Raw genomic sequence first — 20,731 nt, forward strand, 5'->3', positions numbered from 1 at the left:
CATGACCGACCACATCATCGTCGAGCAGCCTTCCGCTTATCCCGGCGTCCAGTCCATCCGCTTCAACCGGCCGGAAAAGAAGAACGCCATCACCCGCCCCATGTACCGCATCATGGCCGATGCTTTGAATGCGGCCAATGCCGATCCCGGCATCCGCGCCACCGCCTTTCTCGGCACCGAAGGCTGCTTCTCGGCCGGCAACGACCTGAACGATTTTCTCGCTGCCGCAATGGGCGGCCGCGGCCTGGAGCAGGAGATCCTCGATTTCCTCTATGCGCTGGTGAATGCCGAAAAACCCGTCGTCTCCGGCGTTGATGGTCTGGCGGTCGGCATCGGCACGACGATCCATCTCCATTGCGACCTGACCATCGCCTCCAGCCGCAGCCAGTTCCGCACGCCCTTCGTCGATCTGGCGCTGGTGCCGGAGGCCGGTTCCAGCCTCGTCGCGCCGCGGCTGATGGGTCATCAGCGCGCCTTCGCCATGCTGGCCGCCGGCGAAGCATTTTCGGCCGAGGAGGCAAGGCAAGCCGGTCTGGTCTGGAAGGTTGTCGAGCCAGGCGAGGTCGATTCACTGACGCTTGGCCTGGCTGCAAAGCTCGCGGCCAAGCCGCCGGAGGCGCTGCGCATCGCCCGCGATCTTATTCGCGGCGATCGTGGCGAGATCATCGCCCGGATAGACGAGGAGGCCCGCTATTTCTCCGCGCGGCTGAAAAGCGCCGAGGCCCGGGCGGCCTTCGAAGCCTTCATGCGCCGCTAAGCGTCGCCTGACATAGTTTCTCAGGCAGCCGGCACATTGAATACTTCGCCGGCCCTGAGCGGCCGAAACCGTTCCGGGGGAATATCATGCTCGCTCATTGCGTCTTGCAACGCTCTTGCCGGCGCGTCGACCGATTCATTTGTCAGTTGGAACGTGGCGAAGTGATGCCCGGCCACATAGGCCGCATTTGCCAACTTCATCCCCATCACCGCCTCCCGCGGATTCTGGTGCTGCCCTTTCATGAACCAGCGCGGCTCATATGCGCCGAAGGGTAAAATAGCCAAGCGAAAGCTGCCATGTTTCCGCTGTGCCGCTTTGTAATTGATGCCGTGGTGAAAGCCCGTATCTCCGACGTGATAAATTTTTCCGGCTGGAGTCGACAAAACGAATGACGCCCAGAGTGCCATCCGGCGATCGGTGGTTCCGCGCGCGGACCAATGGTGTGCCGGCTCTGCATCAATGCTTATTCCGGCATGGGAAATGCGCTCGCCCCAGTCCATCGATGTCGTCTGTATATCGGGCACGGCACGGCGAATGATCGTGTCATTGCCGAGTGGCGTCACGACACGCGGCCGATGCTTCGCAGCCAACCGCCTGAGCGTTGCGATATCGAGATGATCATAGTGATTGTGCGATACCAGCACGAGATCGATTGGCGGCAAATCATCGAACGCGATGCCTGGTGGGACGACGCGCTTGGGTCCGGCAAAAGCGAAGGGACTTGCGCGTTCCGACCACACCGGGTCGGTGAGGATGTTGAGCCCAGCGACCTGCACGAGCAGTGTTGCATGACCAACCATGGTCACCCTTAGATCCTCGCCGTCCACGCATGGATCCGGCTTGGCCGCCGGGTACGGACTTGGGACCGATTGCGGCCAACGCTGACGGCCACCGCCGAATTGCCAGCGCAGCAGATCGCGGAAACCAAGGGGCTCGATGCCGTCGGGATTGAAGAAATGCGTGCCGTCGAAATGATCGGACACCGGGCCGTTATAGTAGGGGTTGCGCCTTTTGGTCTTTCCGACAGGCACGCCTATTTCTCCAGTGTCGCCACCACCTCGACATGCGAGGTCCAGAGGAACTGGTCGATCGGCGTTACGCCAGTGATCCGGTAACCGCCCTCGACGAGGATCGCGAGGTCGCGCGCCAGCGTCAGCGGATTGCAGCTGACGGCCGCGATCTTCTTCACGCCTGAGCGGGCAAGCTCCTTGCACTGGAACTCGGCGCCGGCGCGCGGCGGATCGAAGACGACGGCGTCAAAGGGCTTGAACTCCTGCGTCATCAGGGCACGGCGGAAGAGATCGCGCTTTTCGACGCTGACCGGCTTCAGCCCCTGCGTATTGCGGGCGGCGTGATCAAGGGCTGCGAGCGCCTTTGCCTCGGCTTCGACGGCATGCACGCGGCCGATCCGCGCCAGCTGCAGCGAAAACGTGCCGGCGCCGGCAAACAGATCGGCGATCCGTTTCGCCTTGCCGACATGAGCGAGCACCAGCTGCGCCATCGCCTGTTCCGCCGGCTTCGTTGCCTGTGTGAAACCGCCCGGCGGCGGCGAAACCTGGATGCCGCCGAAATCGACCAGCGGCTTCGACGGCTCGATGAGGATTTCGCCGTTCAGCGAAACGCGGGCGATGCCGCGCAGGCTGAGCACCGTCTCCACCGCCTTGCGCCGCTGCGGGTCGGAGAGTTTCTTCACCTCGTCGACCGAGATATCGAGGCCGGAAAGCGTTTCGAGCACGGAGATCCGGAAAGGCTCGGCATTGGTCGCCAGCGATGCGGCAATCGCCCTGATCGCCGGCAGCCGGGCGATGATCCCTGCCGACGAGATCGGACACTCCTCGATCGCGACGATATGATGGCTTTCGGCCTGGTTGAAGCCGATCAGCATGTCCTTCTCGGTCTTGCGTGCCGCAAACACCACGCGCCGCCGTTCGCCAGGGCGGGCCGGAACGATCTCGCCGACCTCGGGTGTCAGCCCTTTCGATTTCAGCGCGTCGATGACCAGCTGGCGCTTGAAGGCGCGGTAGGGGGCATCTGCCAGGTGCTGCAGCGTGCAGCCGCCGCAGGTGCCGTTCAGGCCGTCCGGGCCGAAATGCCGGCAGGGCGGCTCCTGCCGGTCGGGCGAGGGCGTGGTGATCGACATGATCGTGCCCTGGCTCTTGACGCGGGCGATCGCCACCGTTTCCCCGGGCAGGGAGAAGGGCACATAGACAGGTCCGCCGGCATTGCTGGCGATGCCGTCGCCCTGGGCGCCGAGTTTTTCGATCGTGACGGTTTCGGTGCTCACGGTTTCAATCCTGCCAGAAGGAATTCCTGATTGCCGTCGCCGCCGGAAATCGGGGAGGGGATGAGGCCGAGGCTGTTCCAGCCCATGTCCTCGATGAACCAGCGCTGCAGTTCGGCCGCGACGGCGGGCGCCGAGGCGGGATCCTTCAGCAGTCCGCCCTTGCCGATCGCCTCGCGCCCGGCCTCGAACTGCGGCTTGACGAGCAGCACGGCGATAGCACCCGGCTCGGCGATCTCCAGCGCCGGCGCCAGCGCCAGCTTCAGCGAGATGAAGGAGACGTCGGAAACGATGAAGGTGGCGGGATGGCCGATATCATCTGCCGTCAGGTTGCGGGCGTTGAGGCCTTCCTTGCTGGTCACGCGCGGGTCGCCTGATATGCGCGGATGCATCTGCCCATGGCCGACATCGATCGCGGTGACATGGACGGCGCCCCGTTGCAGCAGCACCTCGGTGAAGCCGCCGGTGGAAGCGCCGATATCGAGACAGTGATGACCGGCGGGATCGAGCCGGAAATGCTCGAGCGCGGCGGCAAGCTTCAGCGCGGCGCGCGAGACATAGTCCTGCGCCGGATCGTCGATCTCGATGACGGCATGCTCGCCGAACGGCGCGCCGGCTTTGGTTACCACCTGGCCGCCGATCCTGACGGTGCCGCGCTGGACGGCGTCGCGGGCGCGCGAGCGGCTGGCGAAAAGGCCGCGGGAGACGAGAAGCTGGTCGAGACGTTGACTGTTTTGATCGGACATCGGCTGTGAATGACCGGCAAAGCCGCCGGTTGCAAGCATTTTGTTCCCAAGAGCGTCATTGACCCTCAAAAGCTTTCGGCGATAATCCTGCCGCGGCGATCGCGGGGCGGGCCGCAGACACGGGGGTGTTTTATGCTGAAGCTCTTCACTCTGCCTGTCGTGGGGCCTGTCGCGGTGGGGCCTATCGCTGCGGGGCTTGTCGCGGCGGGGATAGCATCGCCCGCATTTGCGAACGATACGATGGCCGAGGTCAAGACCGGCGGGCTGATCTTCGCCCAATCCGACGATGTCAGCATGGCGCAAGAGGATCTTTTCATCTCCGCTTCGGAAGTGCGGGTCGACTATGTCTTCGAGAACAGCTCCGACAAGGATGTCGAAAGCCTGGTCGCCTTCCCGATGCCTGACATCACGGGCCAGATCGACAACATCTCAGCCATCTCAGATTATGACAGCGACAATTTCCTGCATTTCTCCACCGTGCAGGATGGCAGGCCGATCAGTGCCAAACTGCAGCAGCGCGTCGTCTCGCTCGGCATCGACGTCACCGACGAGTTCGCCAAACACGGCATTCCTGTCCTGCCCTACAGCCAGAAGACCGCCGAGGCGCTCGCCAAGCTTCCCGAAGCCGTCCGCAAGGACTGGATCGCCCGCGGCCTGATCTATTCCATGGGTGCGGGCGATGCCGGGGGCGATCTCATGCCGCTCTGGACGCTGCGCTCGACCTATTGGTGGCGCACCACCTTTCCGGCGAAGAAGAAGGTCAGCGTCGAGCATCGTTACAAGCCGGCCGTCGGCGGCACAGTCGCCATCAGCTTTCTCGAAAATGGCGAGCCGAAGGGCGAACGCTTCGAGGAATATTCCCGCAAATACTGTCTGGACGGAGATTTCGTCAGGGTTGCCCAGCAGCGGGCCAGGGAAGCCGAGGCTGGAGGGGCGAACTATACCGAAAGCTGGATCTCCTATGTGCTGTCGACCGGCGCCAACTGGGCGGGGCCGATCCGGCGCTTCCAGCTGACGATCGACAAGGGCAAGCCCGCCAGCCTCATCAGCTTCTGCGGCAGCAACGTGCAGAAGATCGGTCCGACGACCTTCCGGATGACGGCTGAGGATTTCGATCCCGCGAAGGATTTCGATATCCTGATCCTCAATCCGCCGGAGGCGGCGCAATAATCAGCGGCCCCGACCGCCGCAGCGCACAAATTTAAACAAATTTAAAGCCCGTCCGCATAGGTTTGGCTTGATTGCAGCGGTTCGTCCGAACTGTTTCGTGCCATGACGGCGCCGGCGTCCTATCGCCAATCATGTTCTCAGGTTCAGAAGTCCCTGCGGTTGCGCCTTTCGCGCCACCCGCCTTTCGCTGCGTCGACTGTCGTCAGGAGAAATCACCGATGTCCGCCAAAAACATATCCTTGAACGGTAAGCTTGCGGCCACGTTCGCAGCCCTCATCCTCATTTTTGTCGCCGTTTCCGCTTTCGTTTATTCCAAGGCGACGGCGTCGGCGGCCGCTTCCGCCGAGCAGGAAAAGTCCGAGCTGCTCGTCAACCAGATCGACGATGCGCTGCAGGCGATGCTCGAACAGGCCGTCAATCTGCGCGGCTTCATCCTTTTCCGCAGTGACAGCACCTATGGCGATGTCTTCGCCAATCGCGAGCGCATGCTGAAGGCGATTGCCGCCGCCAAGCAGACGGCCGCTGGCGAGCCGCAGCTGGTCGAGATGATCGACGGCATGCAGAAGGCCGCCGACCTCTATTTCCATGAACTGGCCGAGCCGCAGACCAAGGCGCGCAAGGAAACCGACATGCCGATTGAAGAGGTCGTCAAGATCGGCGTCAACGCCGCCAAGGGCCAGCTCGACGGCTTCCGCCAGGCCTCCGCCAAGATCAAGGCCAGCGCCCGTGAAAAGTCGAATGCGCTCGCCGCGGTCCGCGCCGATGCCAACCGCGATCTGAAGACGACGCTGCTTGCCGGCGGCATCCTCGCCTCGCTGGCCGCTGCCGTGCTCGCCTGGCTGATGTCGCGCACCATCGTCCGCCCGGTCGTCGGCATGACCGCGGCCATGGATCGCCTTGCCGGCGGTCAGAACGACATCGAGGTTCCGGCGGTCGAGCGCGGCGACGAAATCGGCCGCATGGCCCAGTCGGTGCTGGTCTTCAAGCAGGCTGCGATCGAGAAGCTGCGCCTTGCCGGCGAGACCGACCGCATGCGCGATGACGCCGAGCGCCAGCGCCGGGCAAACGACGAGCAGAAGGCGCGCGAGGAAGGCGAGCTCCGCCATGCCATCGACGCTCTGGCGGGCGGCCTTGCCGAGCTTGCCAATGGCGATATGGCCGGTCGTATCCAGACGCCGTTCGCCGCACAATATGACAGCCTGCGCAATGACTTCAACCAGGCCGTCGAAAAGCTGCAGGCCGCTCTGCAGTCGGTCGGCCGCAACGCCTCGGCGATCAATGCCGGCGCCGGCGAAATCCGCTCGGCCGCCGACGATCTCGCCCACCGCACCGAGCAGCAGGCTGCCGCCGTCGAAGAGACTGCCGCAGCGCTCGAGGAAGTGACGACGACCGTGCGCGACAGCGCCAAGCGCGCCGAGGATGTCGGCAATCTCGTCGAGCGCACCCGCCTCGGCGCCGAAAAATCAGGTGAAGTCGTCCGCAAGGCGGTCTCCGCCATGCAGCAGATCGAGAAGTCCTCGGGCGAAATCTCCAACATCATCGGCGTCATCGACGACATCGCCTTCCAGACCAACCTCTTGGCTCTGAACGCAGGCGTCGAGGCAGCGCGCGCCGGCGATGCCGGCAAGGGCTTTGCCGTCGTCGCCCAGGAAGTGCGCGAACTCGCCCAGCGTTCGGCCAAGGCCGCCAAGGAGATCAAGGCTTTGATCACCACCTCGGGCGAACAGGTCGTCGCCGGCGTCTCGCTCGTCGGCGAGACCGGCAAGGCGCTGCAAGCGATCGTTTCCGAGGTGCAGGAGATCAACCACCACGTCAACGCCATCGTCACCGCCACCCGCGAACAGTCGATCGGCCTGCAGGAGATCAACACCGCCGTCAACAACATGGACCAGGGCACGCAGCAGAATGCCGCCATGGTCGAGGAGCAGACCGCGGCAAGCCATGCGCTCGCCCAGGAGGCAAACGCCCTCGACGAACTGCTGCGCCAGTTCAAGCTCGGCGAGGCAGCCCCGGCGCCGCGGGCAACCGTTGCCGGCGCAAACGCCCGCCCGGTCGCCTCTCCGGCCCACGCTCTCACCCGCACCGTCGCCAAGGCCTTCGGCGGCAGGCAGGCGAGCGCCGCGGCTGCCGTTCAGGAAGAGTGGACGGAGTTCTGAGAAGCGCTTTCTTCGGAAAGGCACGTTGAACAAAGGGGCGGTGCAGTGATGCGCCGCCTTTTTCTATTGAGATGACCTGCTTGGTGGCACCCTCATCCGCCTGCCGGCACCTTCTCCCCGAGGGGAGAAGAGTTTTGCGGCGACGTTTCGATTCCCTCTTCTCCCCTCGGGGAGAAGGTGCCCGTAGGGCGGATGAGGGGGCCACACGGCACGCCCTCACGTAGCCTCGGCTACCCAGCAACCCCAACCGCGACACCGCGCCCCAGCGCCTTGAACACCGTCGAGACGATGCCGGCGCGGTCGAGGCCCGCATGCGCGTTCATCGCTTCGGGCTTGGCCTGCTCCATCCAGATGTCGGGCATGACGAGCGAGCGCAGTTTCAGGCCGTTGTCGAGCAGGCCTTCGTTGGCGAGGAAGTGCATCACATGGCTGCCGAAGCCGCCGATCGAGCCTTCTTCGACGGTGATGACGATCTCGTGGTGGCGGGCAAGCTGGCGGATCAGCTCGTGATCGAGCGGCTTGGCGAAGCGCGCATCGGCGACCGTCGTCGACAGCCCCGCGGCATCGAGATCCTCGGCGGCGAGCAGACAATCGGCCAGCCTTGTGCCGAAGGAGAGCAGCGCTACCTTGGTGCCTTCCTTGACGATGCGGCCCTTGCCGATCTGCAGGATTTCGCCGCGCGCCGGCATGTCGACGCCGACGCCTTCGCCGCGCGGATAGCGGAACGAGATCGGCCCGGCATCATAGGCGACAGCCGTGCGCACCATGTGCTTGAGTTCGGCCTCATCGGCGGCCGCCATCACCACGAAGCCGGGCAGGGTGGTGAGGAAGGCGGTGTCGAAAGAGCCGGCATGGGTCGGCCCGTCGGCGCCGACGAAGCCGGCGCGGTCGATCGGAAAACGCACCGGCAGTCCCTGGATCGCCACGTCGTGCACGACCTGGTCGTAGGCGCGCTGCAGGAAGGTGGAGTAGAGGGCGGCGAAGGGCTTGTAGCCTTCCGCCGCAAGGCCGGCGGCGAAGGTCACGGCATGCTGTTCGGCGATGCCGACATCGAAGCAGCGAGACGGAAAGAGCTCGGCGAGCTTGTCGAGGCCGGTACCATTCGGCATGGCGGCGGTGATGCCGACGATCTTGTCGTCGAGCGCAGCCTCCTGCACCAGCGCTTCGGCAAAGACGCTGGTATAGCTCGGCGCATTCGGCTTGACCCTGGCCTGGGCGCCGGTGATGACGTCGAACTTGTTGACGCCGTGATATTTGTCGGCAGCTGCTTCCGCCGGCGGATAGCCCTTGCCCTTCTGGGTGACGACGTGGATCAGCACCGGTCCTCGGCCATTGTCGCGCACATTGCGCAACACGGGCAGCAGGTGGTCGAAGGAATGCCCGTCGATCGGGCCGATATGGTAGAAGCCCATCTCTTCGAACATCGTGCCGCCGGTGACATAGCCGCGCGCATGCTCGACGGCGCGGGTGATCGCCCGGTCGATGTTCTTGCCGAGATAGGCCGTCAGCTTCTTGCCGAGATCGCGGAAGCCCATATAGGTGCGGCCCGAGGCGAGGCGGGCGAGATAGGCGCTCATCGCGCCGGTCGGCGGCGCGATCGACATGTCGTTGTCGTTGAGGATGACGATCAGCCGGGCATCGAGCGCGCCGGCATTGTTCAGCGCCTCATAGGCCATGCCGGCCGACATCGCCCCGTCGCCGATGACGGCGATGACCCGGCGATCGGTCTTGTCGAGATCGGCGGCAATCGCCATGCCGAGGCCGGCCGAGATCGAGGTCGAGGAATGCGCCGCCCCGAAGGGATCATATTCGCTCTCGGCCCGGCGGGTGAAGCCGGACAGCCCGTCTTCCTGACGCAGCGTGCGGATGCGGTCGCGCCGGCCGGTGAGGATCTTGTGCGGATAACATTGATGGCCGACATCGAAGATCAGCCGGTCGTCAGGCGTGTCGAAGACGCTGTGGATGGCGATCGTCAGTTCGACGACGCCAAGACCGGCCCCGAGATGACCGCCGGTACGCGACACCGCATCGATCATCTCGTCCCGGACTTCGCGGGCGAGCTGCGGCAGGTCGCGATCCTCGAGCTTGCGCAGGTCGGCGGGATAGATGACCTGGTCGAGCAGGGGGGTCTTCGGCAGTTGTGTCACGGGCGGGCGCTCTTTCTTGCTTTTCCTTGTTCCGCTTTATTCGATTAGATTGCGGCAAAACAAGTGCATTTCAGGAACCGAAGGTTTTCACCCTAGAGCATGACGCTGAAAAGTGTGAGCAGTTTTGCACGATATCACGCTCTATTTCTGTGGTTAATCGAAGCCGGGTCGGCGAAATCGCCATGAGGTGGGGAAGCCCGATCTTCGCCGGGGCGTGTGCCGCTTCTCCCTGCCGTCGCGGTGGCAACCGAAGGAGAGGCGCTTGAATATGACACGGAATGGTAGCAAAGTCGCCGCACTGGCTGGGGGGACGGGGCATGGGAACGATTGTTGCAGCGCACGCCTATGTGAATAACGAGGTCGCCTATGTGGCCTGGGACATAGACGCCAGGATCGATGGATGTCTCGGGTTTGAAGTCGTCCGCGTTTATCTCGACGAGCAGGGTAAGGTCGCGAAAAGACCCGATGGTGCGGATGACCGCGTAACCTGTGCCGCGTGGGTCGCCTTCAAGGGTCAGCGCAATCGACACTGGCTGCCGCAAACGACGTCGCTTTGGCCGGTGCAGAAGCTGTCCTGGCGCGATCTCACGCTGCGCAAGCGGCGCAACGAAATGAGACGGCGGCCGGACGAGGTCCACCTGCGCTACGAAATCCGTCCGCTCGGCGACTTGAAGCCGGGCATGCAGGCGGCATCGGATCCGACGCCGCAGCCCGTCGAAATCAACAAGCGGGACGGAAACGGCAGGCCGATCAAGAAGGCTGACGGCAGCTATGAGAAGATCGCGGTCAAGGCCTATGAGGGGCCGCCGCGGCCGCTCGGTTATCTCGGGCCGGCTGTCGCCAGCAATCCCGTCCATGTGACGCGCAAGCGTGGCGCCTTCGAGTCCACCTTCACCAACGGCATTCTCGCCGCGCAGTGGCTGAGAAACGTCCTGCTGGAGGACGGCGTGAAGCAGCCGAACGAGCTGATCGAGATGATTTCCAACCCGTCGAACGGCATCCGTAAATATCTTGCCGGCGATGTCATTCCGATGCTCAAGGGCTTCATCAATGCGCCCGGCCGCTTCCTTGTCGCCCTCTATGAGCTGGAGGACGAGGAACTGCTGGAGCTGCTGCTTGCCAACAAGGACAAGTTGCGCATCATCCTCGCCAACACCGGAAAGGTCGGCGACGCCTGGGATGTGCGCAATGCGCATGCGCGTCAGGCGCTGGTCGATGCCGGCGTCGAAATTCACCACCGGATGTTCAACAATTCGAGCCAGATCGGCCACAACAAATTCGTCGTGCATATCCCCTCCGATGGCGCTGCGCGCAGCGTCTTCACCGGCAGCACCAACTGGACGGCGACCGGGCTTGCCGGCCAGTCCAACAACGCGTTGATCGTTCGCAACGATGCGGTTGCCGCCGCCTATGTCATCTATTGGGAGCGGATGCTGGAAGACAATGCGACGCTGGAAGCGCCCATCGAATTTGATGACGGCATGCCCGACAACCAGCAGAGCAAGAAGTTCCGACGCTTCAACGAGACGCCTTCTCTTGTCCCGATCGGCGATCAGGCCTTGGGGCCTTCGGTCGAGGCGTGGTTCTCACCGAACATGCAGAGCCGCAGAAAGGGCAAGGCAACGCCACCCGACCTTCGCGAAGTCTACCGGCTGATGCGCCGTGCCGAACATGCGGTGCTGTTTCTGGCCTTCTATCCCGGCCAGTCGGGCAGGGATTGCATTGTCGGCGAGGCGATCGATATCGGCCTGAAGGACCAGAAGCTGATCGTCACCGGCGCGGTTTCAAGCGCCCAGGCCATGCCCAACTACGTCGCCGGCAAGAAGAACGATCCCGACGATGAGGACGACGATGTCGACGCCGTCTCGCCTCACACATTCGAGGAGGCCAATGTCTCGATCGTCCGGGCTTCGCGCATCGACGACCGCCAGCTGTTGGCGGATTTCGGTGCGGAGGAACTGACGGCCAAGAAGGTGGGCGCCATCATCCACGACAAGGTGCTGGTGATCGATCCCCTGTCAGAGGATTGCGTCGTCGTGCTCGGCAGCCACAATCTCGGCTTCAAGGCCTCTTACGGCAATGACGAAAACATGCTGATCGTCAAAGGCGACCGTGCGCTTGCCGAGGCCTATGCGGTGCATATTCTCGATGTCTATGACCACTATCGGTTCCGCGCCGTCGAGGCCGAGTTGAAGCGCCAGGGCAAGAAGGGCTGGTCGGGCTTTCTCAATGTCGACGACAGTTGGCAGGACGGCTACGTCAACCGCACGAAGGGTGCGCTGACGCGATATTTCGCCAAGGGTTGAAGGTCCGGAGAGGTCGACGGCCGCGCTCCGCTGCTGCCGTCAGCCCTCCGGCAAAGGCACGAATTCCTCTTCGTCGCCGGGCACGATGTCGAAGCGGCCGGAGCGCCATTCCTCCTTGGCCTTTTCGATCCGCTCCTTCGAAGACGACACGAAATTCCACCAGATATAACGTTTCGAATTCAGGCTGGCACCGCCGAAGAGCATCAGGTGACAGCCATCGCGGCCGGCTTCCAGCGTGATTGCATCGCCCGGCCGGAAGACCAGCAGCTGGTCGGAGGCAAAACGGTCGCCCGATATGACGACTTCGCCCGAGAGCACGTAGACGGCGCGCTCTTCATGGGCCGCGCCGAAGGGAAATTTGGCGCCGGGCTGCAGGTCGAGATCGACATAGAGCGTGTCGGAGAAAACGCCGACCGGCGATGTCATGCCTTCGAACGAGCCGATGACCACACGCCCGCGCACGCCTGTTGTCTCGATCAGCGGCATCTCGGTCTTTTCCGTATGGGCGAAGGAGGGATCGATCTCCTCCTTGTCGTCGGGCAGCGCCAGCCAGGTCTGCAACCCCGACATCAGCAGCGGATGGCCGCGCAGATTGTCGGGCGTGCGCTCGGAATGCACGATGCCGCGGCCTGCCGTCATCAGGTTGATATCGCCGGGGCGGATGACCTTTTCGGTGCCGAGGCTGTCGCGATGGCGGATCTCGCCGTCGAAGAGATAGGTGACAGTGGACAGGCCGATATGCGGGTGCGGCTTGACGTCGAGCGCCTCATCCGGCTTCAGGATCGCCGGACCCATGCGGTCGAAGAAGATGAACGGGCCGACCAGCCGCCGCTGTCTCGTTGGCAGCGCGCGGCGCACCTGAAACCCGCCGATATCGCTGGTGCGCGGGATGATCAGGTTCTCGATTGCGTCGCAGGCGAAGGCATCGCCGGGCAGGGGATCTTTACCGGGAAAGAAGGACATCAGGGATCTCCGATCGCAAAGGCTTCAGGCACAGATAGTGCCTGGAGCGCCGCACGTCCAATCGGACGCGCTAAGGACGCTCCAGCACCTGAAAGCGCGCCGCACGTCCAATCGGACGCGCTAAGGACGCTCCAGACGTGAAAGTGCGCCGCGCGTCCAATCGGACGCTGCATGGCTCAGATCGCCGTGAAGCCGTTATCGACGAAGAGATGCGCGCCGTTGACGAAGCTCGACTCGTCGCTGGCGAGATAAAGGGCGGCGCGCGCCACATCCTCCGGCTCGCCGATCCGTCCCTGCTGGGCGGCAATGGCGGCGTCGGAAACATCGACGCCGAGCGCCTGCAGGTCGGCCACCTCGCGCAGGCCGTGCGGCGTGCGGATGAAGCCGGGGCAGACGGCGTTGCAGCGGATGTTGCGATCGCGGAATTCGACGGCGATGGCGCGGGCAAACATATGCACCGCCCCTTTGGTCGTGTCGTAGAGCACTTCCATCGGCGTGGCGGCGACCGCCGAGATCGACGAGGTGCAGACGATCGATCCGCCGCCGCTTTCAATCATCTTCGGCAGCACCGCCTTGGTCATCAGGAACATCGAGCGCACATTGACGGCGTGCAGCCAGTCCCATTCCTCGACGGTCGTTTCCAAGAAAGGTTTGATGACGATCGTGCCGGCATGGTTGAAGAGCACGGTGACGGCGCCATAACGCGCCTCGACAGCGGCGACGGCGGCATTGACGGCGGCTTCGTCGGAAACGTCAGCCGTCCAGCATTCGGCCTCGCCGCCGGCATCACGGATCGCTTTGACGGTCTCGGCGGCTGCATCGCCATTGCGGTCGATGATCGCAACGCGCGCGCCTTCTGCTGCAAAAAGCTTCGAGGCGGCACCGCCCATGCCGGTCGCGCCGCCCGAGATAATGGCGACCTTGCCCTTCAATCTGTCCGACATTTTTCCGTCCCCTCATCGTTTGCAAGGGGATCATAGATCGGTCTGAAGCCGATCGCCAAGCGCCTTCAAGAGAGTTCCGGTACGCCTCAGGCGCCGTCGAGCGGCTCGACGGCCTGCGGCTTGCCGGCGCGGTCGAGCCGGATCTTCTCGATGCGGTTTTCGGCTGCCGAAAGCAGGGTCTCGCAATGTTTCTTCAGCGCTTCGCCGCGCTCATAGATCTCGATGGATTCGTCCAGCGCCACATCGCCGCGTTCCAGCCGGGCGACGATGCTTTCGAGTTCGGCAACCGCCTTTTCGAAGGAAAGGCCTGATACCTCGGGCTTGGCGCTGTCAGTCATTCTCAACCCTTCATCATTCTCAGAATATGCATGCCCGCCGATTCGGCGAGTCCCTCCAGATCATAACCGCCTTCGAGCAGGCTGACGACCCGGTTCTTGGCGTGCCGGTCGGCCAGTTCGAGCACGCGCCCGGTCGCCCAGTCGAAATCCTCGCCGGTCAGGTTGATCTGCGCTAAGGGGTCGCGGTGATGGGCGTCGAAGCCGGCGGAGATGATGATCAGATCCGGCCGGAAATCGTCAAGAGCCGGCAGCACGCGCGATTTGAACGCCTCGCGGAAATGATCGCTGCCGACATTCGGCGAAAGCGGCGCATTGACGATGGTATTGTGCTTGCCCTTCTCGTCCTTGGCGCCGGTGCCGGGATAGAGCGGCATCTGATGCGTCGAGCAGAACAGCACCGAGGCATCGTCCCAGAAGATATCCTGCGTGCCGTTGCCGTGGTGCACGTCCCAGTCGACGATCGCGACGCGCTCGGCGCCATGCATCTTCTGCGCATGCCGGGCGGCGATCGCCGCATTGTTGAAGAAACAGAAGCCCATCGCCGTCATCTTCTCGGCATGGTGCCCCGGCGGGCGGGCGGCGACGAAGACATTGTCGGCCCGGCCGGTAAAGACGTCGTCGACTGCGGCCATCGCCCCGCCGATGCCGGTCAGCGCCGCCTGCAGGCTCTTTGGGCTGGCATAAGTATCGGCTTCGATCTGGTTGATCTCATCCTCTTCCTCGGGGATCTCCCGCATCACGGCGATCAGATGTTCTTCGGGATGGGCCAGCAGCACCGCATCCTCGCTCGCCTGCGGCGCCTGCCGGCGCTCCAGCCGCTCGAAATTCGGATGTTCCAGCGCGACATTGATGGCGCGGATCCTGTCCGATCGCTCCGGATGGCCGGCGGGGGTCACGTGTTCCAGGAAGATCGGGTGTTCATAAAGACGGGTGCTCATGGAGACACTCTATCGGTCGCTTATGTCATGTGCCACAGCAGATGGGGCATCGCCCGACGATTTCAACAAGCACCGTTGCCGCGCCGTCCGACCGTCCGCTGTATCATTGCGGCATTGCGGCGGTTACCTCGGAGGCGCTGTAACACTTTGAACTGTTGTATAATTTCATCCCTAAACCGGTTTCAGTTTAAGAAATTATGCAGTACTGTCGTCGACGGGGAATTTTGTAAGGCAGTTGCGTTGATGAGTCAGTCGAAACGTCCTGATGTGACGGACATACGCGTGCCGTTTCGCGATGTCGATATGAACGGCCGAATGTTTCTGGCCTCCTATATTTCCTATGCCGAATCCGTACTTGCAAGCTTCTGGTCGTCGCGGCCCGATGTCGATGACGAACCGGTCTATAGCCCCAGCAAGGTTTCCTGCATGCTCCACCGCCCACTGCACTACGACGAGCCGGTCACCTTCACCACCACCGTCGACAAGATCGGCATGCATTCCATCGGCTTCCTCGTTTCGATCGACACCGGGGAGGAGCGTGCCGCCGAGGTCGAGATCATCTGGCAGGCCCGCACCCGCGAGGACCAGTCGCCGGCCTCGCTGCCGGAGGAAACGCGCGACTGGCTGTATCGGTTTTTGGATTAGGGTGCCGTGCGGACGGCGGGATACGCTTCCGTTTTCAAGCTGGAGTCCAATCACCTGGCCGCCATGCTTGCGACCAGATCGCTGAATCTCTCTCCCTGAATGCCGACATGCGTCCGCAGCAGACGGCGAGCTTCGTCGCCGTCTCCGGCAAAGATCGCCTCGACGATGGCGCAATGTTCGGAGAAGGAGGTCGACAGGCGGTTGCGCACGCGCAGCTGGAGGCGGCGATAGGGCCGCAGGCGGCGGTGCAATTGCAGGCATTGCTCCTCGAGGAACTCGCTGCGGCCGGCTGCGTAGATGGCCTTATGGAATTCCTCATTGTCGTAATAATAGGCGTCGCTGTCACCGGCCGCGGCCGATTGTTCGCAGCGGCTGTGGGTGGCGGTGATCGCTTCCCGGGAGGCCTTGTCCAGCCGTCGGGCGGCGAGCGACCCGGCCAGGCCCTCCAGCTCGGCCATCACCTCGAACATTTCATAGACGCGGTGCGGCCCCGGATCGATGACGATGGCGCCTCTGCGCGGCCGAATTTCGATGAGGCCGATCGCATCGAGCTGCATCAGCGCCTCGCGCACCGGTGTACGGGAGACCCCGAAACGCGTCGCAAGCACCATTTCGTCGAGCCGCTCACCGGGGGAGAACTCGTTGGAAAGAATTGAATTTTCAATTTCATCCCGAAGCCATCGGCCGACATTTTCGGACATACGTCTCACTTCCATCATACATAAACACGATTCTTGTATACACGATTGTTGACCTCGTGTACGAAGAGTGTCATTCTACATACTACCGGTGAAACCCGACGATGGGAAGCAGCCGTCAAAACGATCCGTGCACCCGCGGCCGGCAGAAGAAACCAGCGGAAGAGAGGAGAATGGCATGTCTGAGGCTTCCTTCTTCACCGACATGCTGCAGAGCATCACCGATCGCGGACGCCAGCTTCTGTTTTCCGGCGCGCGCGCCACGCAGGCCGCCGCCAAGGCCGATCTCCAGACGCTCTGTGAAATGCTGCTGTCGAGCCGGGGCGAAGCCTCGGGCATGGCGCTTGCCGCCGAGATTCTCGATCGCTGGGAGGCGCTCGACAGTGAGGGCGCGCAGGCATTTCTCGATATGCTGCATGAAAAGTTCGGGCCCGACACGGTGAGGCTCGACCAGGCGATCGAAAACTACCGCACCGACAAAAGCTCTGCTGCGGTCATTGCCCTCCACCAGGCAGCCGAGCCGCGGCGACAGGAGCTTCTGCGCCGATTGAACCATGCCCCGAACGGCACGGCCAAGCTCGTGCGGATGCGCCAGCAGCTGCTTGCTTCCAAAGACCAATCCGAAGGTTATCACGCGCTTGACGCCGACTTCACCCATCTGTTCGGCTCCTGGTTCAATCGCGGTTTCCTGACGCTGCGTCCGATCGACTGGACGACGCCGGCTTACATCCTTGAAAAGATCATCAAATACGAGGCCGTGCACGAGATCGCCGGCTGGGAGGAACTGCGCCGCCGTCTGGCGCCGGCCGACCGTCGATGCTTTGCCTTCTTCCACCCCCGGCTGGCCGACGAGCCGCTGGTGTTCGTCGAGGTGGCGCTGACACGATCGGTGCCGAGCGCGATCGGCGATGTGCTCGTCGAGGGCAGGGAGCAGATCAATGCCGACGAGGCGACGACGGCCGTCTTCTATTCGATCTCCAACTGCCAGGACGGCCTGCGCGGCATCTCGTTCGGCAACTTCCTGATCAAGCAGGTCGTGGAAGACCTGCGCAGAGATCTGCCCGGCCTGAAGAATTTCGTCACGCTGTCGCCGGTGCCGGGCTTTGCCCGTTGGCTCGCCAAGGCGCGCCCGGAAACGCTGACGGCGCTCGACGACCCGAAATGGCCGGACAACGAGAAGACGGCGGCCGAAGTGGAGCGCGTGCTGTTGCCGCTTGCGGCGCGCTATTTCCTGGCCGAACGGACGCCGGAGGGCCGCCCCGTCGATCCCGTCGCCCGCTTCCATCTCGGCAACGGCGCTCGACTGGAAAGACTGAATTTTCTCGGCGACCGCTCGGCCAAGGCGATGCAGCAGGCCCACGGCCTGATGGTCAACTACCTCTACAAGCTCGACGACATCGTGGCCAACCACGAGGCCTTAGCGCAGCGCGGCGAAGTGATTGCCTCGCCGGCCGTCAAAAGCCTGCTCAGCCAGACCGACGAAAGCCGCCGCAGCGGCAATGGCCAGCAAGGCTCCCGGCCATTCGCACAGATAATGAACACAACGCTTGGAGGAGGGCGAAAGTGAGCAACCATCTTTTCGACGCCATGCGGGCGGCTGCGCCCGGTCACGCACCGTTCATCCGGATCGATGACACCCGCACATGGACCTATGACGACGCCTTCGCTCTTTCCGGCCGGCTTGCCGGCGCGATGGACACGCTCGGCATTCGCCCGGGCGACCGGGTGGCGGTGCAAGTCGAAAAAAGCGCCGAGGCATTGATCCTCTATCTCGCCTGCCTTCGAACCGGCGCGGTCTACCTGCCGCTCAACACCGCCTATACGCTGGCCGAGCTCGATTACTTTATTGGCGATGCGGAGCCGCGTCTGGTGGTCGTGGCGCCGGCTGCCCGGGAAGGCGTGGCGGCGATCGCCAAGTCCCACGGCGCGATCGTCGAAACGCTCGATGCCGATGGCCGCGGCTCGTTGCTGGATCTCGCCCGCGATGAGCCGGCCGACTTTGTCGATGCCTCACGCACTGCTGACGATCTGGCGGCGATCCTCTACACTTCGGGAACGACGGGCCGTTCCAAGGGGGCGATGCTCACCCATGGGAACCTGCTCTCGAACGCCCTGACCTTGCGGGACTATTGGCGCGTCACATCAGACGACCGGCTGATCCACGCCTTGCCGATCTTCCACACCCATGGGCTGTTCGTCGCCACGAACGTCACGCTGCTCGCCGGCGCCTCGATGTTCCTGCTGTCGAAATTCGACGCCGACGAGGTCGTTTCGCTGATGCCGGAGGCAACGATGCTGATGGGCGTGCCGACCTTTTACGTGCGCCTCCTGCAGAGCCCGCGCCTCGACAAGCAGGCGGTCGCCAACATCCGCCTGTTCATCTCCGGTTCGGCGCCACTGCTTGGCGAAACCCATACCGAGTTCCAGGCCCGCACCGGTCACGCCATTCTCGAGCGCTACGGCATGACCGAAACCAACATGAACACGTCGAACCCCTATGAGGGGAAACGCATTGCCGGAACGGTCGGCTTCCCGCTGCCTGACGTGACGGTGCGCGTCACCGATCCCGCCACCGGGCTCGAGCTGCCGCCTGATGAAACCGGCATGATCGAGATCAAGGGGCCGAACGTCTTCAAGGGCTATTGGCGTATGCCGGAAAAGACCGCGGCCGAATTCACCGCCGACGGTTTCTTCATCAGCGGCGATCTCGGCAAGATCGACCGGGACGGCTATATCCACATCGTCGGCCGCGGCAAGGACCTGGTGATTTCGGGCGGATACAACATCTACCCGAAGGAGGTCGAGGGTGAGATCGACCAGATCGAGGGTGTGGTCGAGAGCGCTGTCATCGGCGTGCCGCATCCCGATTTCGGAGAAGGTGTCACTGCCGTCGTCGTGCGCAGACCCGGCGCCGTGCTCGATGAAACGACCATCGTCAGCGCCCTTCAGGACCGTCTCGCCCGCTACAAACAACCCAAGCGCATCATCTTCGCCGAGGACCTGCCGCGCAACACGATGGGCAAGGTTCAGAAAAACATCCTGCGGCAGCAATACGCCGATCTTTATACAAGGACCTAGAGCAATTCCAGGAAAAGTGTGAAGCGGTTTTCCGTCGGGAATTGCGTAAAAACAAAGACTTAGAGCGGTTCTGCGTTTCCATGAAAAGCTGAACCGCTCTAAGGCGGCCGCGCCCTCTGGGAGGAGGGTGCGCCGGCATCCCGCATCGATCTTGAACACAACAGCTACGGCGCTGGAGGCGTCGGAGGGAGGGGAATCATGGGTATTGAATTACTGGCCATAGGCCTGCTGGTCGCCATGTTCATCATTGCGACGATCCAGCCGATCAACATGGGTGCGCTCGCCTTTGCCGGCGCCTTCGTGCTCGGCTCGATGATCCTCGGCATGAAGACCAACGATATATTTGCCGGTTTTCCGAGCGATCTGTTCCTGACGCTGGTCGCCGTCACCTACCTCTTCGCCATAGCGCAGATCAACGGCACGATCGACTGGCTCGTCGAATGCGCCGTGCGCCTGGTGCGCGGGCGGATCGGCTTGATTCCCTGGGTGATGTTCCTGGTTGCCGCCGTCATTACCGGTTTCGGGGCTCTTGGGCCGGCTGCGGTCGCCATTCTCGCACCCGTCGCCTTGAGCTTTGCCGTGCAGTACCGCATTCACCCGGTCATGATGGGCCTGATGGTGATCCATGGCGCGCAGGCGGGCGGCTTTTCGCCGATCAGCATCTATGGCGGCATCACCAATCAGATTGTCGCCAAGGCCGGCCTGCCTTTCGCGCCGACCTCGTTGTTTCTCTCCAGCTTCTTCTTCAACCTGGCGATCGCGGTGCTGGTCTTCTTCATTTTCGACGGCGCAAAGGTGATGAAGCAGGACGCCGCATCGCTTGGCCCCTTGCCCGAACTACATCCCGAGGGCGTGTCGGCGTCGATCAGAGGTCATGGCGGCACGCCGGCAAAACCGATCAGGGAACATGCCTATGGGACGGCGGCCGATACCGCGACGACGCTGCGCCTCAACAATGAGAGAATTACCACCTTGATCGGCCTGACGGCGCTCGGCATCGGCGCCCTGGTCTTCAAGTTCAACGTCGGCCTCGTCGCCATGACCGTGGCGGTCGCCCTGGCGCTGTTGTCGCCGAAGACCCAGAAGGCGGCGATCGACAAGGTCAGCTGGTCGACCGTGCTGCTGATTGCCGGCATCATCACCTATGTCGGCGTCATGGAGAAGGCCGGGACGGTCGATTACGTGGCGAACGGCATATCCAGTCTCGGCATGCCGCTGCTGGTGGCGCTGCTGCTTTGCTTTACCGGTGCTATCGTCTCGGCCTTCGCCTCCTCGACCGCGCTGCTCGGCGCGATCATCCCGCTCGCCGTTCCCTTCCTCCTGCAAGGGCATGTCAGCGCCATCGGCGTGGTCGCGGCGATCGCCATCTCGACGACGATCGTCGATACCAGCCCATTCTCGACCAACGGCGCCCTTGTCGTCGCCAATGCGCCGGACGACCGGCGGGAACAGGTGCTGCGGCAACTGCTGATCTACAGCGCGCTGATCGCCATCATCGGCCCGATCGTCGCCTGGCTGGTGTTCGTCGTGCCCGGGCTGGTGTGACGGCGCATGTCGGCAGACG

Annotated in this window: 17 protein-coding genes; 8 read left to right on the forward strand and 9 right to left on the reverse strand. The window is 63.2% G+C overall.

The features are described from left to right. The first annotated feature begins 1 nt into the window (after position 1). Positions 2–757, forward strand: coding sequence for a crotonase/enoyl-CoA hydratase family protein (locus FHX10_RS25120; RefSeq protein WP_028757663.1), 756 nt, complete (start codon positions 2–4; stop codon positions 755–757). Between the two features lie 20 nt (positions 758–777). Here the strand turns inward: FHX10_RS25120 and FHX10_RS25125 are convergent, their stop codons facing one another. From FHX10_RS25125 to FHX10_RS25135, 3 genes are read right to left on the reverse strand one after another with little or no spacing between them, the layout of a single operon-like run. Beyond that, a complete protein-coding gene (locus tag FHX10_RS25125; RefSeq protein ID WP_097622952.1) occupies positions 778–1,788 on the reverse strand; it encodes an MBL fold metallo-hydrolase in 1,011 nt (336 codons plus the stop codon). Positions 1,789–1,790: 2 nt separating this feature from the next. Then, positions 1,791–3,041 (reverse strand): class I SAM-dependent RNA methyltransferase, encoded by a 1,251-nt coding sequence (locus FHX10_RS25130; RefSeq protein WP_184390474.1) that lies wholly within the window; start codon positions 3,039–3,041, stop codon positions 1,791–1,793. Further along, positions 3,038–3,823, reverse strand: a complete 786-nt coding sequence (locus FHX10_RS25135; RefSeq protein ID WP_246781256.1) for a TlyA family RNA methyltransferase — start codon at positions 3,821–3,823, stop codon at positions 3,038–3,040. Before FHX10_RS25135 ends, FHX10_RS25130 begins: the two co-directional genes overlap by 4 nt. 93 nt (positions 3,824–3,916) lie before the next feature. Between FHX10_RS25135 and FHX10_RS25140 the strand changes: the two genes are divergently transcribed. Next, entirely contained in the window at positions 3,917–4,954 is a 1,038-nt protein-coding gene (locus tag FHX10_RS25140) for a DUF4424 domain-containing protein (RefSeq protein WP_246781257.1), read from the forward strand. Between the two features lie 218 nt (positions 4,955–5,172). Then, positions 5,173–7,110 (forward strand): methyl-accepting chemotaxis protein, encoded by a 1,938-nt coding sequence (locus FHX10_RS25145; RefSeq protein WP_184390477.1) that lies wholly within the window; start codon positions 5,173–5,175, stop codon positions 7,108–7,110. 230 nt (positions 7,111–7,340) lie between these two features. Here the strand turns inward: FHX10_RS25145 and dxs are convergent, their stop codons facing one another. Beyond that, a complete protein-coding gene (gene dxs / locus FHX10_RS25150) occupies positions 7,341–9,257 on the reverse strand; it encodes a 1-deoxy-D-xylulose-5-phosphate synthase (protein ID WP_097542842.1) in 1,917 nt (638 codons plus the stop codon). Positions 9,258–9,574: 317 nt separating this feature from the next. On the opposite strand from dxs, the gene FHX10_RS25155 reads away from it, so the two are divergent. Then, a complete protein-coding gene (locus tag FHX10_RS25155; protein ID WP_184390480.1) occupies positions 9,575–11,563 on the forward strand; it encodes a phospholipase D-like domain-containing protein in 1,989 nt (662 codons plus the stop codon). Between the two features lie 39 nt (positions 11,564–11,602). Here the strand turns inward: FHX10_RS25155 and FHX10_RS25160 are convergent, their stop codons facing one another. The 4 genes from FHX10_RS25160 to FHX10_RS25175 all read right to left on the reverse strand — a co-directional run bounded on the left by FHX10_RS25160 (position 11,603) and on the right by FHX10_RS25175 (position 14,746). Then, positions 11,603–12,526 (reverse strand): pirin family protein, encoded by a 924-nt coding sequence (locus FHX10_RS25160; RefSeq protein ID WP_132574133.1) that lies wholly within the window; start codon positions 12,524–12,526, stop codon positions 11,603–11,605. 176 nt (positions 12,527–12,702) lie between these two features. Continuing rightward, complete coding sequence (locus tag FHX10_RS25165; protein WP_063476449.1) at positions 12,703–13,470, reverse strand: SDR family NAD(P)-dependent oxidoreductase; 768 nt, start codon at positions 13,468–13,470, stop codon at positions 12,703–12,705. An 86-nt stretch (positions 13,471–13,556) separates the two neighbouring features. Continuing rightward, positions 13,557–13,808 carry an exodeoxyribonuclease VII small subunit gene (locus tag FHX10_RS25170; RefSeq protein ID WP_047613900.1) on the reverse strand — a complete coding sequence of 84 codons (252 nt, stop codon included), beginning with the start codon at positions 13,806–13,808 and terminating at the stop codon, positions 13,557–13,559. 2 nt (positions 13,809–13,810) lie between these two features. Beyond that, on the reverse strand, positions 13,811–14,746 hold the full coding sequence (locus FHX10_RS25175; RefSeq protein WP_047613902.1) for a histone deacetylase family protein: 936 nt from the start codon (positions 14,744–14,746) through the stop codon (positions 13,811–13,813). 243 nt (positions 14,747–14,989) lie between these two features. Between FHX10_RS25175 and FHX10_RS25180 the strand changes: the two genes are divergently transcribed. Further along, positions 14,990–15,391: an acyl-CoA thioesterase gene (locus FHX10_RS25180; protein ID WP_047615391.1), complete on the forward strand. Its 402-nt coding sequence runs from the start codon at positions 14,990–14,992 to the stop codon at positions 15,389–15,391. A gap of 50 nt (positions 15,392–15,441) precedes the next feature. On the opposite strand, the gene FHX10_RS25185 is transcribed toward FHX10_RS25180, so the two are convergent. After that, a complete protein-coding gene (locus tag FHX10_RS25185) occupies positions 15,442–16,092 on the reverse strand; it encodes a GntR family transcriptional regulator (RefSeq protein ID WP_047614433.1) in 651 nt (216 codons plus the stop codon). 175 nt (positions 16,093–16,267) lie between these two features. On the opposite strand from FHX10_RS25185, the gene FHX10_RS25190 reads away from it, so the two are divergent. The 3 genes from FHX10_RS25190 (at position 16,268) to FHX10_RS25200 (ending at position 20,712) form a co-directional block, all read left to right on the forward strand. Beyond that, positions 16,268–17,656 carry a malonyl-CoA decarboxylase gene (locus FHX10_RS25190; RefSeq protein ID WP_184390482.1) on the forward strand — a complete coding sequence of 463 codons (1,389 nt, stop codon included), beginning with the start codon at positions 16,268–16,270 and terminating at the stop codon, positions 17,654–17,656. Further along, positions 17,653–19,167 carry a malonyl-CoA synthase gene (locus tag FHX10_RS25195; protein WP_184390484.1) on the forward strand — a complete coding sequence of 505 codons (1,515 nt, stop codon included), beginning with the start codon at positions 17,653–17,655 and terminating at the stop codon, positions 19,165–19,167. Before FHX10_RS25190 ends, FHX10_RS25195 begins: the two co-directional genes overlap by 4 nt. Before the next feature lie 198 nt (positions 19,168–19,365). Further along, positions 19,366–20,712, forward strand: a complete 1,347-nt coding sequence (locus FHX10_RS25200; RefSeq protein WP_184390487.1) for an SLC13 family permease — start codon at positions 19,366–19,368, stop codon at positions 20,710–20,712. Positions 20,713–20,731 lie beyond the last annotated feature (19 nt).

Source organism: Rhizobium sp. BK591, assembly GCF_014195045.1.
Lineage (GTDB): Bacteria > Pseudomonadota > Alphaproteobacteria > Rhizobiales > Rhizobiaceae > Rhizobium > Rhizobium anhuiense.

Bases quoted from the DNA above. Each gene is read 5' to 3' on its own strand.
- FHX10_RS25120 (WP_028757663.1), top strand. From the start codon at position 2: ATGACCGACCACATCATCGTCGAGCAGCCTTCCGCTTATCCCGGCGTC.
- FHX10_RS25135 (WP_246781256.1), bottom strand. From the start codon at position 3,823: ATGCTTGCAACCGGCGGCTTTGCCGGTCATTCACAGCCGATGTCCGAT.
- FHX10_RS25140 (WP_246781257.1), top strand. From the start codon at position 3,917: ATGCTGAAGCTCTTCACTCTGCCTGTCGTGGGGCCTGTCGCGGTGGGG.
- FHX10_RS25145 (WP_184390477.1), top strand. From the start codon at position 5,173: ATGTCCGCCAAAAACATATCCTTGAACGGTAAGCTTGCGGCCACGTTC.
- FHX10_RS25155 (WP_184390480.1), top strand. From the start codon at position 9,575: ATGGGAACGATTGTTGCAGCGCACGCCTATGTGAATAACGAGGTCGCC.
- FHX10_RS25160 (WP_132574133.1), bottom strand. From the start codon at position 12,526: ATGTCCTTCTTTCCCGGTAAAGATCCCCTGCCCGGCGATGCCTTCGCC.
- FHX10_RS25165 (WP_063476449.1), bottom strand. From the start codon at position 13,470: ATGTCGGACAGATTGAAGGGCAAGGTCGCCATTATCTCGGGCGGCGCG.
- FHX10_RS25170 (WP_047613900.1), bottom strand. From the start codon at position 13,808: ATGACTGACAGCGCCAAGCCCGAGGTATCAGGCCTTTCCTTCGAAAAG.
- FHX10_RS25175 (WP_047613902.1), bottom strand. From the start codon at position 14,746: ATGAGCACCCGTCTTTATGAACACCCGATCTTCCTGGAACACGTGACC.
- FHX10_RS25180 (WP_047615391.1), top strand. From the start codon at position 14,990: ATGAGTCAGTCGAAACGTCCTGATGTGACGGACATACGCGTGCCGTTT.
- FHX10_RS25185 (WP_047614433.1), bottom strand. From the start codon at position 16,092: ATGTCCGAAAATGTCGGCCGATGGCTTCGGGATGAAATTGAAAATTCA.
- FHX10_RS25190 (WP_184390482.1), top strand. From the start codon at position 16,268: ATGTCTGAGGCTTCCTTCTTCACCGACATGCTGCAGAGCATCACCGAT.
- FHX10_RS25200 (WP_184390487.1), top strand. From the start codon at position 19,366: ATGGGTATTGAATTACTGGCCATAGGCCTGCTGGTCGCCATGTTCATC.